This window comes from Comamonas testosteroni ATCC 11996 (genome assembly GCF_000241525.1).
GTDB classification, from domain to species: domain Bacteria; phylum Pseudomonadota; class Gammaproteobacteria; order Burkholderiales; family Burkholderiaceae_C; genus Comamonas; species Comamonas testosteroni.
This window is the reverse complement of sequence record NZ_AHIL01000029.1, coordinates 30,346-43,828: the sequence shown is the minus strand read 5'-3', so window position 1 is coordinate 43,828 and position 13,483 is coordinate 30,346. Positions and strand designations below refer to the sequence as shown.

The following is a 13,483-nucleotide window of genomic DNA, read 5'->3' as shown; positions in this document are numbered from 1 at the left end:
GCTCGCACAATGAGAGCAAGTATTTGATGCTGTTTTTGGTGTTCGATACAGGGCAGGGATAGTCGCAATGCTGTGGCTGGGCGCTCCCTCCTAGCATGGCAGCATGCCGCCCCATCAGACTCCAAGCTCTCAGCGTCACCGCCCGTCGTGGCTGGCGCCGCTGTGGGGTTGTGTGCTGGGTGCTGCCTGGCAGGTGACTCAGGCCAGACTGTGGCATCTGTCGCTCTACCAGATCTTGCTGGCTTGGGGTTTGCTGACAATGCTGTTTGCAGGCAGATGGCGTGGCAGACCCTGGCAGAGCTGGTGGCTGATGCTGTTGGGTGCAGCCTGCTGTGTGGCGGGGCTGACGGGGTGGCGCGCCCATGCCTATCTGGAGCAGACCCTGCCACAGTCGCTGGAGGCCGTGGATCTGCAGGTGGAAGGCCGCATTGCTTCCATGCTGCAGAATCAGGCCAATGGCCAGCGCTGGCGTTTTGTGGTCGATAGCTCGGATGCCGGCGTGCCAAGGCTGCTGGAGCTGTCCTGGTATGGCCCGTTCGGGCAGGTGCGGGATGCCAGCCAGCCTCTCGTGCCTGACTGGGCCAAAGGCGTGGCGCTGAGCCCCGGCCAGCGCTGGCGTTTCACGGTACGTATCAAGCGCCCGCATGGATCGCGCAATCCGCACGGCTTTGACTATGAGCTGCTGGCCTGGGAGCAAGGGGTGCAGGCCACGGGCTATGTGCGCCAGCAGCCCGCGCCCGAACTCCTGGCCGTGACAAGCCAATATCCGCTGCAGCGCTGGCGACAGGGCTTGCGCGATCGCATTCAGGGCGAGGCATTGCGCTTGCAGCGCTGGTGGCCAGGTGGCGGCGCAGAGCATGCTCAGGCCGCTCTGGGCGTGGTGGCAGCGCTGGCCGTGGGCGATCAGCAGGCGATTGAGCGCAAGGACTGGACGCTGTTTCGCCAGACAGGCGTGGCGCATCTGATGAGCATATCGGGCCTGCACATCACCATGTTTGCCTGGCTGGCAGTCTTGATCGTGGGCCGTGTATGGAGGCTTAGTGCGCCCGCCTGTCGCTGGGTGCCTGCCCCGCGTGCGGCCCTGCTCATGGGCGTGTTATTGGCGGCGGCCTATGCCTTGTTCAGCGGCTGGGGTCTGCCCGCACAGCGCACGATCTGCATGCTGGCCGTAGTGGCGCTGCTTCAATGGCTGGGCGTGCGCTGGCCCTGGGCCTGTGTATGGCTGCTGGCGCTGGCGGTGATTGTGGTGGCCGACCCCTGGGCGTTGTGGCAGGCCGGGTTCTGGCTCAGTTTCGTCGCGGTCGGCGTATTGCTGGCTTCGGGCTCGGGCGCTGTCGGCGCGAAAGGCAAAAGCGCTGCGGGCCGATGGGTGGCAAAGCTGCATGCCCTGTGGCGTGAACAATGGCTGATCTCCCTTGCCCTGGCGCCACTGGGGCTGCTGCTGTTTGGCCAGGTATCCGTCGTGGGCCTGCTGGCCAATCTGCTGGCCATTCCCTGGGTGACATTGGTGGTCACGCCGCTGGCCTTGCTGGCGGCTGTGCTGCCGATGGCGGCAAGCGCTGCCGCCGTCGCCATGCTGCCCCTGATGAGCCTGCTGCAGTGGCTGGCTGCACTGCCTGGGGCCGTATGGGCCTTGCCGCAGCCTGCCTGGTGGGCCAGCGTGCTGGCGATAGCCGCCGGACTGCTGGTGATTGCGCCTTTGCCGGGCCGGCTGCGACTGGTGGCCGCGCTGTTGGCGCTGCCTGCCTTGTCCTGGCCTCAGGCACGGCCGCGTGTCGGCGAGTTCGAACTGCTGGCGGCGGATATCGGCCAGGGCAATGCCGTCATCATCAGCACAGCCAGGCACCGTCTGCTCTATGACTCGGGGCCGCAGTACAGCCGCCAGAGCGATGCCGGTGAGCGTGTGCTCTTGCCGCTGATGGCCGCGAATGGCATGCACATTGATGCCATGATGCTCAGTCACAGCGACAAGGATCACACCGGCGGGGCTTTGGCCGTCAAGGCAGCTCAGCCTCGCGCGAAAGTCTGGGGTTCGGACTCCGTGATTCAAGCTGCGCAACTGGCTGGCCTGGCTCCGGTTCAGCGCTGTACCCAGGGGCAGCAATGGCAATGGGATGGCGTGACGTTTGAAGTGCTGCACCCGCCCGCCGCAGAGGCCTGGCTCAATGGTCGCAAGGCCAGGCCGAACTTTGGCAGTTGCGTGCTGCGCCTGCGCTCGGCCAGCGGGCGCGTGGCCCTGCTGGCCGGAGATATCGAGGCAGCGCAGGAGCGGCAACTGCTGCAAACCAGTCTGGACGAGCCGGTGGACTGGCTGCTGGTGCCTCACCATGGCAGCAAGACGTCATCGACCGAGTCCTGGGTCAGCACGCTGCGCCCGCGCTGGGCGGTGGTGCAGGCAGGTTATCGGAATCGTTTTGGACACCCGGTGACAGCGGTGGTGCAGCGCTATGAGGCGGTGGGCAGCCAGCTGGTGGCTCAGGATCGCTGCGGCGCAGCCTACTGGAGCTCTGCTCAACCGGAAAAATTGGAATGCGAGCGCTTGATTCGGGCGCATTATTGGGATGTCCATGCTGTTTCAAAGGCGCAGCCCTGAGAAACTGGCATGAGGCTTGCATTGATGCTGTAACGCCTTCAGGCGGATGCAGATATGCATGGTTGCACGCTCGTTGCCTGGCAGCTTGTCCGGTGCGGCGTCGCTAAACTGAGATCCGTGGCTTGCATGCGTGAGCTGCGGCAAAAATAGAGAGGACAGGATGCGCACATTCGATGAGATGTATCTGAGCTTGCCCGCCGAAGGTGGTGCGGTGCGAGACCACTATCGGGACTATGCGCAGTGGCTGGGCAAACAATCGCAGGAATATCTGCGAGCCCGCAGTGCCGAGGCGGAAATCGTCTTTCGCCGCGTGGGCATCACCTTTGCCGTCTATGGCGACAAGGACGAGAGCGGCGCCGGTACGGAGCGCCTGATTCCGTTCGATCTGATTCCCCGCATCATTCCGGCCCATGAGTGGGCCCGCATGCAGGCCGGTCTGGCCCAGCGCGTGAAGGCGCTCAACTGCTTTATCCGCGATGCCTACCACGGGCAGGACATGGTGCGTGCCGGCCTGATTCCAACGGAGCTGGTGCGCGGCAACAGCCAGTACCGGCCCGAGATGGAAGGCATACAGGTGCCCAACGATGTCTACGCCAATATCGCCGGCATCGACATCGTGCGCGCCCCCGATGAGCAGGGCAACGGCGTCTACTACGTGCTGGAGGACAATCTGCGCGTGCCATCGGGCGTTTCCTACATGCTGGAAAACCGCCGCATGACCATGCGCCTGTTTCCCGAGCTGTTCGGCAAGCACGCCGTGGCGCCCGTGGCCCACTATCCCGACATGCTGCTCGACACCCTGCGAGCCAGCGCGCCCTCGGGCGTGCTGGAGCCCACGGTGGTGGTACTGACGCCTGGCATGTACAACAGTGCCTATTTCGAGCATGCCTTCCTGGCCCAGCAAATGGGGGTGGAGCTGGTCGAAGGCCAGGATCTGGTGGTCGAGAAAGACGTGGTCTACATGCGCACCACCCAGGGTCTGCAGCGTGTGGACGTGATCTACCGCCGCGTGGACGATGATTTCCTCGACCCCGAAGTCTTCAGGCCCACATCGACGCTGGGCTGCAAGGGCCTGATGCGGGCCTACCGTGCAGGCAACGTCAATATCTGCAATGCCGTGGGCACGGGCCTGGCCGATGACAAATCGGTGTACCCCTATGTGCCGGAGATGATCCGCTTCTATCTGGGTGAGGAGCCCATCCTGCAGAACGTGCCGACCTGGCTGTGCCGAAAGGAGGACGACCTCAAATACGTGCTCGATCACCTGCATGAGCTGGTCGTCAAGGAGGTGCACGGTGCCGGCGGCTACGGCATGCTGATCGGCCCGGCAGCCACCAAGGACGAGATCGAAGCCTTCCGCCGCGTGCTGGTCGGCAACCCTTCGGGCTATATCGCGCAACCTACGCTCTCCCTGTCCACCTGCCCGACCATGGTGGAAAAAGGCATAGCGCCGCGCCATATCGACCTGCGGCCCTTTGTGCTCACGGGCACCGAAGTCAATATGGTGGCCGGTGGACTGACGCGTGTGGCGCTCAAGCAGGGCTCGCTGGTGGTGAATTCATCCCAGGGCGGGGGAACCAAGGACACCTGGGTGCTGGAAGATCAAGAGGGAGGCCATTGATGCTGTCACGTACCGCCGATCATCTTTACTGGATGTCCCGCTACACCGAGCGGGCAGAGAACACCGCGCGCATGCTCAGCGTGGCCTATGAAACCGCCATGCTGCCGCAGGCCATTCATGATGCACACCGTGGCTGGCAGAGCGTGCTGTCCATCAGCGAGCTGATCCCTGCCTTCAAGGCGCAATTCCCCGTGGTGGACCGCGAGTCTGTGCTGCAGTTCATGGTGTCGGACGAGGCCAATCCGTCCTCCATCTTTGCCTGTCTGAAGGCTGCGCGCGAGAACGCGCGTGCCGTGCGCGGAGCGCTGACCACGGAATCCTGGGAAACGCAGAATCAGACCTGGCTGGCGCTGCAGCGCCACTTCGGCAAGGATGCCTGGAAGAAGGACCCAGCGCAGTTCTTCGAATGGGTCAAATACCGCTCGCACCTTTGGCGTGGCGTGTCGCTGGGCACCATGCTCAAGGACGAGGCGCTGCACTTTGTGCGCCTGGGCACCTTTGTCGAGCGGGCCGACAACACGGCGCGTTTGCTGGATGTGAAGTTCCATTCCATAGAGCGTGACTACCACGGCATGCCGCGCGGTCGCGCCCTGATGAACTTCGACTTCTATCACTGGAGCGCCTTGCTGCGCAGCGTCTCGGCCTTCGAGGTCTACCGCAAGGTCTACCGCGATGTGATCACGCCCGAACGCGTAGCCGAGCTGCTGATGCTGCGCGCCGACATGCCGCGCTCGCTGCTGGCCAGCATGCATGAGGTGGTCAAGAACCTGGAGCGCGTGGCCAACGACCATTCGCAGGAAACCACGCGCAAGGCCGGGCGCCTGCTGGCAGACCTGCAATACGGCCGCATCGACGAGATCCTGACCACCGGCTTGCACGCCTATCTGACGCAGTTTCTCGACCGCGTCAACGATCTGGGCTCGGGCATCAGCCGGGACTTCCTGATGCCGACCTGATACAGGCGGCGCTCAAAACAAAAGCGGCCCTGAGGCCGCTTTTGTTTTTCAGCGTGAAGCCGAAATTATTCGATCTCGCCCATCAGGGACTGCAGATAGTTCTGCGTGCCGACCTTGTCGATCAGGTCGAGCTGGGTTTCGAGGAAGTCGATGTGCTCTTCGGTGTCGTCCAGGATCTTCTGCAGCAGATCGCGCGAAACATAGTCACGCACGGATTCGCAGTGCGCGATGCCGTCCTTGATGGTCTGTTGCGCCGCTTGCTCCAGGCGCAGGTCGCAGGCCAGGGCTTCCGGCACGTCCTCGCCGATCTGCAGCTTGCCCAGGTCCTGCAGATTGGGCAGGCCGTCGAGCATGAAGATGCGGTCCATCAGCGCGTCGGCATGCTTCATCTCGCCGATGGATTCCTCATATTCCTTCTTGGCCAGCTTGTCGAAGCCCCAGTGCTTGTACATGCGGTAGTGCACAAAGTACTGATTGATGGCGGTCAGTTCGTTCTTGAGCTGGGCTTGCAGCCAGGAAATGACTTGTGCATCACCTTTCATGGGGGACTCCTTCTCGGGCAGTTGTTGTTCGCGTCGATTGTCCATGCTTTATGAGGCAAATCAAACAAAGCCCATGCCCGCGCGAATTGGCTGCATCTGATGCGCGTTCTCGTTTAGCTTACGTGCTGCCGGACGGACCTTCCTCGCGAGGTTTGACTCAGTGATGACAACAAAAGCTATGAGCGTGATTGAAGGACTATTGGCTTGAACTACCTGGTTTCGGCCCACAATAGAAAGCTGAGCTGCACAGCGGTGCGGCTTGACTTCAGAAGCCGGGAATTTTGTTTGATAGGTTTTTTAAATCAATTTAATGAAATCAATCGATTGGTTTTATTAAGCGGGTCGCTCTAAACTTCATCCTGTCTTCAAACACTAACCACAAGGAAACAGCAAATGTCTCTGATCAACACTCAAGTTCAACCTTTCAAGACCGAAGCCTATGTGAACCGCAACGGCAAGGGTGAATTCATCACCGTGACTGAAGAGAGCCTGAAGGGCAAGTGGTCTGTGGTGATCTTCATGCCCGCCGCCTTCACCTTCAACTGCCCCACCGAAATCGAAGACGCAGCCAACAACTACGCCGAGTTCCAGAAGGCCGGTGCCGAGGTCTACATCGTGACCACCGACACCCACTTCTCGCACAAGGTGTGGCACGAAACTTCCGACGCCGTGGGCAAGGCCAAGTTCCCCCTGGTTGGCGACCCCACACACCAGCTGACCAACGCTTTCGGCGTGCACATCCCCGAAGAAGGCCTGGCTCTGCGCGGTACCTTCGTGATCAACCCCGAAGGCGTGATCAAGACCATGGAAGTGCATTCCAACGAAATCGCTCGTGACGTGTCTGAAACCCTGCGCAAGCTCAAGGCTGCCCAGTTCACCGCTGCCAACCCCGGCCAGGTGTGCCCCGCCAAGTGGAAGGAAGGTGCCAGCACGATCACTCCTTCGCTGGATCTGGTCGGCAAGATCTAAGCCTGATACCTATCGGCTGAGCGTGCAAGCGCTCTGAAAGCCGGACGACGTTCAGGCGAGTTCTGCCCGTCCGTCCGGCTTTTTTTTCGCCCAGTTTTTGCTTTCATGGGCGGGCAAAGGCCTCAAAAGCACTTTGCTGCATTGCATCAACAACTCTAAATTCAAAGGAATCCACCATGCTTGACGATCAACTCAAAGCCCAACTCGCAGCCTACCTGGAACGCGTGCAGCAGCCGTTTGAGCTGGTGGCTTCTCTGGATGACAGCGAGACCAGTGCCCAGATGCACGATCTGCTGAAAACCATCCAGTCCCTGCGCAGCGACAAGATTTCCCTGCGCACCGACGGCAGCGATGCCCGCAAGCCCTCGTTCACGCTGCAGCGCCAGGGCGCAGCCACCCAGCTGCGTTTTGCCGGTCTGCCTCTGGGTCATGAATTCACCTCGCTGGTGCTGGCCCTGCTGTGGACGGGCGGTCATCCACCCAAGGTGGAGCAGGACGTGATCGAGCAGATCAAGGCACTGGACGGCGACTTCAACTTCGAGGTCTACATGAGCCTGAGCTGCCACAACTGCCCCGACGTGGTTCAGGCGCTGTCGCTGATGGCCATTCTCAATCCCAAGGTCAAGACCACGGTGATCGAAGGCGGCGCTTTCCAGAAGGAAGTGACCGAGCGCGAAATCATGGCCGTGCCCATGGTGTTCATGAACGGCAGCGTGTTCGGCTCCGGCCGCATGACCATCGAAGAAATCGTGGCCAAGCTGGACACCGGTGCAGCCTCGCGTGACGCCGCCAAGCTGTCGGCCAAGGAAGCCTTTGACGTGCTGATCATCGGCGGCGGTCCTGCCGGCGCGGCAGCCGCCGTGTACGCTGCTCGCAAGGGCATTCGCACCGGCGTGGCAGCCGAGCGCTTTGGCGGTCAGGTCAACGACACGCTGGCGATCGAGAACTACATCTCCGTGCTGGAGACCGACGGACCCAAGTTCGCCGCAGCCCTGGAAGCCCACACCCGTGCCTATGACGTGGACATCATGAACCTGCAGCGCGCCGAGAAGCTGATTCCCGCTGCGCACCCCGGCGGCCTGGTGGAAGTGCAACTGGCCAACGGTGGCTCGCTCAAGGCCAAGACCGTGATCCTGTCCACGGGTGCGCGCTGGCGCAATGTGAACGTGCCCGGCGAAGCCGAGTACAAGAACAAGGGCGTGGCCTACTGCCCGCATTGCGACGGTCCGCTGTTCAAGGGCAAGCGCGTGTCGGTGATCGGCGGCGGCAACTCAGGTATCGAAGCTGCGATTGACCTGGCGGGTCTGGTGGCCCATGTGACGGTGGTGGAGTTTGCCGATCAGCTCAAGGCCGATGCCGTGCTGGTCAAGAAGCTGCACAGCCTGCCCAATGTGACCGTTATCACCAACGCCCAGACCACCGAGATCACGGGTGCCAACGGCAAGGTCAACGGTCTGAGCTACAAGGATCGTACAAGCGGTGTCGAGCACCATGTGGAGCTCGAAGGTGTGTTTGTGCAGATCGGCCTGGTGCCGAACACCGAATGGCTCAAGGGCACGCTGGAGCTGAGCAAGTTCGGCGAAATCATTGTGGATGCCAAGGGTCAGACCAATCTTCCCGGGGTGTTCGCCGCAGGTGACTGCACCACGGTGCCTTACAAGCAGATCGTGATCGCAGCCGGCGCCGGCGCTACCGCAGCGCTGTCGGCCTTCGACCATCTGATCCGCAACTGAACGGCCTTCATCGCTTGCAGGGTAAGCGATGAAAGCTATCAAAAAAGGACTGCCCAGGCAGTCCTTTTTGCTTTTGAACGGCCGCCGGGGTCGTCAGGGGCTTTGGCGTTCAATGCACCGGATTTGGGGACATCGCAGCCTTGCGTCGGGGCGCAATTCCCGTTTTGTAACGAAGTTATTTGCAGTTGAGAATTATTCGCATATACTGAGCGCCATTCAGCCAGCCAATGCCGTGCCAGCTACAGGCCGCGAAGCCTCTGACGTTTCGACCTGTGGCCATTGACGTACCTATCAGAAGCCAGCTCTTGTCCATTTCTATGAATAAAGAGGGTTTCTGGTATGGCTTCCGCCACCGCTTTGCACGCCCGCGCCTCGCTGGCGCCACGCTCCAATCTCCGTCCGCTGGCGCTGGCCTGCGCACTGGCCTGCGCCGCTATCTCGGCCCAGGCCCAGCAGCAATCCTCCGAATCCGTCCAGGTCGCGGCGGCCCGTGCCGACCGCAGCACGCCCGTGCTGCGCGATGTGGTCATCAGTGCCTCGCGCGACGAGCAGGACGCCGACAGCCTGCCCATGACGGTGGACGTCATTGATGCCAAGCAGATGGAGGAGGAGCAGATCGGCGACATCCGCGAGCTTGCAGCCAAGCTGCCCAATGTGACCGTGCCGCGCAGTCCGGCGCGTTTCACACTGGCCGGCTCACCCACAGGGCGTGACCAGAACAGCGGCTTCAATATCCGTGGCATGGAAGGCAACCGCGTGCTGATGCTGGTCGATGGCGTGCGCCTGCCGCGCAGCTATACCTTCAGCGCCAACTCCTTTGGCCGCGACTATCTGGACCTGGGTCTGGTGCAACGCGTGGAGATTCTGCGCGGCGCAGTGCCTGCGCTCTATGGCTCGGACGGCATGGGTGGCCTGGTCAACTTCATCACCGTACAGCCCGATGACTTGCTCAAGGACGGCAAGAGCATTGGCGGCCGTGTCTCGGCCAGCTATGACGGCTCGGACAATGGCAAGCGCGTGGGCGCGACGATCGCAGGGCGCGCCAGCCCCGAGTGGAGCTGGCTGGTGTCTGCTGGCATAGGCCGCTCCAGCGCGCTGGAAAGCATGGGCAGCAACAATGTGGTGGGTGCGTTGCGCACCACGCCCAATCCTGAAAAGGACAAGAGCCATTCGCTGCTGGGTCGTCTGGTCTATACGCCGTCTGCCGTGCAAAAGCATGTGTTCACGCTGGAAAACGTGGACAAGCGCGCGGACTTCGATTTGCTCAGCGCACGCACGGCCACGGTGACGGATTCGCGGGCACAAACCACCATGAAGCGCTGGCGTGCCAGCTGGCAAGGTGAGTGGCGTGAACTGAATACGACACTGGCTGATGAAATCAAGCTGATGGCCAGCTACCAGAGTTCGGACTCGCGTGAGTTCGTGACCGAAACACGTACTCCGCCTCTGGCCTATCGCGAGCGTGATGTGACCTATGACGAGGACGCGCTGCAACTGCATGCCCAGGCCGGCAAGACGCTGCGCTGGAGCAATGGCCTTAGCGGCAAGTTCAGCTATGGCATGGACTATCTGCGCGGCAAGGTGGTCAACGAGCAAAACGGCATCACGCCGCCTGCCGGTGAGAGCTTCCCGCTCAAGCGCTTCCCCGACACCACGGAAACTTCGACGGCGCTGTTTGCCCAGGCCGAGCTGCACTATGGCGCGTTCAGCCTGACGCCCGGCGTGCGTGCCGAGCACTACAGCATCAAGCCCAAGCAGCAGGGCTTTGGCGGCACGGCGGTCAGCAACTCCGACTCGGCCATCTCGCCAAAGCTGGGCGCCATGTTCCAGATGAACGATGCCTGGTCGGTTTACGGCAACTATGCCGCCGGCTTCAGAGCGCCGAATGCAGGGCAGATCAATGCCTTCTTCGAGAACCCGTTCATGTTCTACAAGAGCATTCCCAACCCCGACCTCAAGCCTGAGAAGAGCAATACCTTCGAGCTGGGTCTGCGCGGCCGCATGAATGCCTTGCGTCTCGATGCTGCAGTCTTCACGGGCCGCTACAAGGACTTCATCCAGGACCAGGTGCAGGTGGCGGGCGAATACGGCGATCGCAACAATCCGGCCACTTTCCAGTCCGTCAACCTGAATCGCGTACATATCAGCGGCTTCGAGCTCAAGGCCGACTACGACTGGGGCCGCTTTGCTGGAGGCAACTGGCGCACCAACGCTGCCTATGGCTATACCAAGGGCACGGACAAGAGCACCAACAAGCCGGTGGACACCATTTCGCCACAGCAGTTGGTGCTGGGCGTGCGCTATGACAGATCCACTGTTGGCGTGCAGCTCAGCGCCTCGCACTGGGCGGGCAAAAAAGACAAGGATGCGCCCGATCTTTCCTCTGGTCGCCCCTTCCTCAGCCCATCAGCGACGGTGCTGGATTTGAGTGCGCAATGGCGTATCCGCCCCGGCACGCGTCTGAACGTGGGTATCTACAACCTGACCGACAAAAAGTATTCGCGCTGGGCGGATGTGCGTGGCTTGAGCCGCACGACGCAGATTGCCGATGCCTATACCCAGCCGGGCCGCAATGTGCGCGTGTCCCTGGTTCAGGATTTCTGATTTTGTAGCTGAAAGCGCTTTATTGATAAGCGCTTGAGATCTGTTTGACTCAAAAACTGCGGGAGTGTGCCATGTCTGTTTTCGAGAACGCCGCCAATGCCCAGAGTGCCTCTGGCAGCCGCGATGAGGAATATCTGTTGACCGAGGGCGAAGCCCAGCTCGCCACGGTGCTGGCGTTGATGACCGGTTTCAGCCAGGGCTGCTGTGCGGCGCACCGCGCGCCCATGGCTCAGAGGGTATCGACGCAACTGGCACGCATGGCCGAAGGCCTGGACGGCTGTGAGCGCTCCGAGGACATGCGCCACTTTCTGCAAAAGCTGGAGCAGCGCTGGGCCTCCGTGGCCCAGGTGCTGGCGCAGCCCGAACAAGAGCCCGAAGCCCAGGCTTCCGCTCCCCGCTTTGACGACGAATTTTCCAATCCACAACCACACTGGCATCACAGCCCGGAGACCCTGCAATGAACGCCATCACATCCCCTGAAATCCAGACCATGACTGCGGTGCAAATCCGTGAGCAATTCGCGCAAAAGCGCGAGCAAGGCCTGCGTGCCAAGGATGCGGCCGAGGCGCTGCAACTGAGCGAAGGCGCGGTCATCGCCGCCCATGGCGGCGAGCATGAACGCACGCTCAAGGCTTTGCCACTGCGCGCCGAATGGCTGGACATTCTTAAAGGCCTGGAAGCCTGCGGCACCGTGATGGCGCTCACGCGCAACGAATCCACCGTGCATGAAAAGGACGGCATCTACCAGAACCTGTCGGCCCAGGGCCCGGTGGGTCTGGCGCTGAGCCGCGAGATCGATCTGCGCCTGTTCTTCATGCACTGGCATGCCGGCTTTGCCGTGACCGAGGAGTCCGCCAACGGCAACCGTCCCGCCATGCGCAGCCTGCAGTTCTATGACGCTGCCGGCCGTGCCGTGCACAAGGTGTTTGCACGCGAGGCCACGGACATGGCGGCCTGGAATGCGCTGGTCGAGCGCTTTGCCGAGCCCTCCGCAGGCTATGTGTTCCGCGAGCCTGCGGCCAAGCCCGCGATCAAGGCCGACGCCGAGATCGACGTGCCCGCGCTGAGCCAGGCCTGGACCGATATGAAGGACACGCATGAGTTCTTCGAGATGCTGCGCAGGTTCGGAGCCGAGCGCCAGCAGGCCTTCCGACTCGTGCCTCAGTACTGCGAGCGCCTGAACACCGACGCGGTCGCGCAGCTGCTGGGCGATGCGGCGGTGGACGGCGTATCCATCATGGTGTTTGTGGGCAGCAGCGGCTGCATTCAGATCCATACCGGCCCCGTGAGCAATATCCAGCCCATGGACGGCAAGGACGGAGTGCGCTGGATCAATGTGCTGGACAAGGGCTTCAACCTGCATCTGCGCACCGACCTGATCGCCAATGTCTGGGTGGTGCAAAAGCCCACCAGCGATGGAGTGGTGACCTCGGTCGAGGCCTTTGATGCCGAAGGCAACAACATGGCCATGTTCTTCGGCGAGCGCAAGCCCGGCCAGCCCGAGCTGCAAGGCTGGCGCGATCTGGTGGCCGGCCTGCCGCGCAAGGCGGCAGTGGCGGAGGCTGCATGAGCACGGCCAGCATTTCCCGACGCCAGGGCCTGCAGTGGCTGGGTGCGGCCGTGGCGGGCACGGCCCTGCCGGGGCTGGTGCAGGCCGCTTCTGCAGCTGCCGCACCCGGAGCCAAGCGACTGGTGTCGCTCAGCGGCGCACTGACCGAGGTGGTCTATCTGCTCAATGCTCAGAGCCTGCTGGTGGGCACGGACACCACCAGCCTGTTCCCCGAGGCGGCGCAAAAAACTGCCAAGGTCGGCTATGTGCGCCAGCTCTCGGCCGAAGGCCTGCTCTCGCTCAAGCCCGATGCGGTGATCGCAACCAGCGAGGCCGGTCCGCCCGTGGTGCTCGATCAGATCCGTCAGGCAGGCGTGCGCGTATCGCTGGTTGCGGCCAGGCACAACTGGGCCGAGGTGCAGGAAAAGGTCAAGGTCGTGGGCCGCGAAACCGGCCGCTTGGCCGAGGCCGACAAGCTGCTGGCCCAGCTCGAGGCGCAGTGGAGCAGCGTGCAGGCCCAGGTGGCCAAGGCCCAGCGCAAGCCACGCGTGCTGTTTGTGCTCTCGCACAGCGGCAGTCCGCAAGTGGCGGGCAAGGGCACGGCAGCCAATGCGCTGATCCAGTACGCGGGCTGCGTCAATGCCATCGACCAGTTCGACGGCTACAAGCCCTTGACTGCTGAAGCCATGGCCAGCGCCGCGCCCGAGGTCATTATCAACACCACCCAGGGCATCGAAGCACTGGGTGGCGAGGCCGCCTTCTGGAAGCGGCCCGAGCTGGCACTGACGCCCGCCTACGCCAAGAAGGCGCTGGTGACACTGGAAGCCAGCCATTTGCTGGGCTTTGGCCCGCGCCTGCCCAGTGCCGTGCAGGCTTTGCATATGCGCGCCCTGCAGTGGGTGGCCTGAGCATGAGC

General features: G+C 62.3%; 10 protein-coding genes. 9 read left to right on the top strand and 1 reads right to left on the bottom strand.

Annotated features, from left to right (window positions below; all coding sequences use genetic code 11):
- The first annotated feature begins 103 nt into the window (after positions 1-103).
- The 3 genes from CTATCC11996_RS11710 (at position 104) to CTATCC11996_RS11700 (ending at position 5,170) form a co-directional block, all read left to right on the top strand.
- Complete coding sequence (locus CTATCC11996_RS11710) at positions 104-2,593, top strand: DNA internalization-related competence protein ComEC/Rec2 (protein WP_034348915.1); 2,490 nt, start codon at positions 104-106, stop codon at positions 2,591-2,593.
- 160 nt (positions 2,594-2,753) lie between these two features.
- Positions 2,754-4,214 (top strand): circularly permuted type 2 ATP-grasp protein, encoded by a 1,461-nt coding sequence (locus CTATCC11996_RS11705; protein WP_003076309.1) that lies wholly within the window; start codon positions 2,754-2,756, stop codon positions 4,212-4,214.
- Positions 4,214-5,170, top strand: a complete 957-nt coding sequence (locus CTATCC11996_RS11700; protein ID WP_003057653.1) for an alpha-E domain-containing protein — start codon at positions 4,214-4,216, stop codon at positions 5,168-5,170. The genes CTATCC11996_RS11705 and CTATCC11996_RS11700 overlap by 1 nt, the downstream gene beginning before the upstream one ends.
- Before the next feature lie 65 nt (positions 5,171-5,235).
- Here the strand turns inward: CTATCC11996_RS11700 and bfr are convergent, their stop codons facing one another.
- Positions 5,236-5,712 (bottom strand): bacterioferritin, encoded by a 477-nt coding sequence (gene bfr, locus CTATCC11996_RS11695; protein ID WP_003057652.1) that lies wholly within the window; start codon positions 5,710-5,712, stop codon positions 5,236-5,238.
- A 393-nt stretch (positions 5,713-6,105) separates the two neighbouring features.
- Here bfr and ahpC point away from each other — a divergent pair, with 393 nt between their 5' ends.
- The 6 genes from ahpC to CTATCC11996_RS11665 all read left to right on the top strand — a co-directional run bounded on the left by ahpC (position 6,106) and on the right by CTATCC11996_RS11665 (position 13,475).
- On the top strand, positions 6,106-6,681 hold the full coding sequence (ahpC, locus tag CTATCC11996_RS11690) for an alkyl hydroperoxide reductase subunit C (RefSeq protein ID WP_003057651.1): 576 nt from the start codon (positions 6,106-6,108) through the stop codon (positions 6,679-6,681).
- A 176-nt stretch (positions 6,682-6,857) separates the two neighbouring features.
- Positions 6,858-8,414, top strand: coding sequence for an alkyl hydroperoxide reductase subunit F (ahpF, locus tag CTATCC11996_RS11685; protein ID WP_003076305.1), 1,557 nt, complete (start codon positions 6,858-6,860; stop codon positions 8,412-8,414).
- 339 nt (positions 8,415-8,753) lie between these two features.
- Positions 8,754-11,018 (top strand): TonB-dependent hemoglobin/transferrin/lactoferrin family receptor, encoded by a 2,265-nt coding sequence (locus CTATCC11996_RS11680; protein ID WP_003076304.1) that lies wholly within the window; start codon positions 8,754-8,756, stop codon positions 11,016-11,018.
- A gap of 71 nt (positions 11,019-11,089) precedes the next feature.
- Positions 11,090-11,479 (top strand): hypothetical protein, encoded by a 390-nt coding sequence (locus tag CTATCC11996_RS11675; RefSeq protein ID WP_003076301.1) that lies wholly within the window; start codon positions 11,090-11,092, stop codon positions 11,477-11,479.
- A complete protein-coding gene (locus CTATCC11996_RS11670; protein WP_003076299.1) occupies positions 11,476-12,588 on the top strand; it encodes a hemin-degrading factor in 1,113 nt (370 codons plus the stop codon). The genes CTATCC11996_RS11675 and CTATCC11996_RS11670 overlap by 4 nt, the downstream gene beginning before the upstream one ends.
- Complete coding sequence (locus CTATCC11996_RS11665; protein WP_003076297.1) at positions 12,585-13,475, top strand: heme/hemin ABC transporter substrate-binding protein; 891 nt, start codon at positions 12,585-12,587, stop codon at positions 13,473-13,475. Before CTATCC11996_RS11670 ends, CTATCC11996_RS11665 begins: the two co-directional genes overlap by 4 nt.
- Positions 13,476-13,483 lie beyond the last annotated feature (8 nt).

Coding starts and splice junctions, on each gene's coding strand:
- CTATCC11996_RS11705 (WP_003076309.1), top strand. CDS start 2,754: ATGCGCACATTCGATGAGATGTATCTGAGCTTGCCCGCCGAAGGTGGT.
- ahpF (WP_003076305.1), top strand. CDS start 6,858: ATGCTTGACGATCAACTCAAAGCCCAACTCGCAGCCTACCTGGAACGC.
- bfr (WP_003057652.1), bottom strand. CDS start 5,712: ATGAAAGGTGATGCACAAGTCATTTCCTGGCTGCAAGCCCAGCTCAAG.
- CTATCC11996_RS11700 (WP_003057653.1), top strand. CDS start 4,214: ATGCTGTCACGTACCGCCGATCATCTTTACTGGATGTCCCGCTACACC.
- ahpC (WP_003057651.1), top strand. CDS start 6,106: ATGTCTCTGATCAACACTCAAGTTCAACCTTTCAAGACCGAAGCCTAT.
- CTATCC11996_RS11665 (WP_003076297.1), top strand. CDS start 12,585: ATGAGCACGGCCAGCATTTCCCGACGCCAGGGCCTGCAGTGGCTGGGT.
- CTATCC11996_RS11670 (WP_003076299.1), top strand. CDS start 11,476: ATGAACGCCATCACATCCCCTGAAATCCAGACCATGACTGCGGTGCAA.
- CTATCC11996_RS11710 (WP_034348915.1), top strand. CDS start 104: ATGCCGCCCCATCAGACTCCAAGCTCTCAGCGTCACCGCCCGTCGTGG.
- CTATCC11996_RS11680 (WP_003076304.1), top strand. CDS start 8,754: ATGGCTTCCGCCACCGCTTTGCACGCCCGCGCCTCGCTGGCGCCACGC.
- CTATCC11996_RS11675 (WP_003076301.1), top strand. CDS start 11,090: ATGTCTGTTTTCGAGAACGCCGCCAATGCCCAGAGTGCCTCTGGCAGC.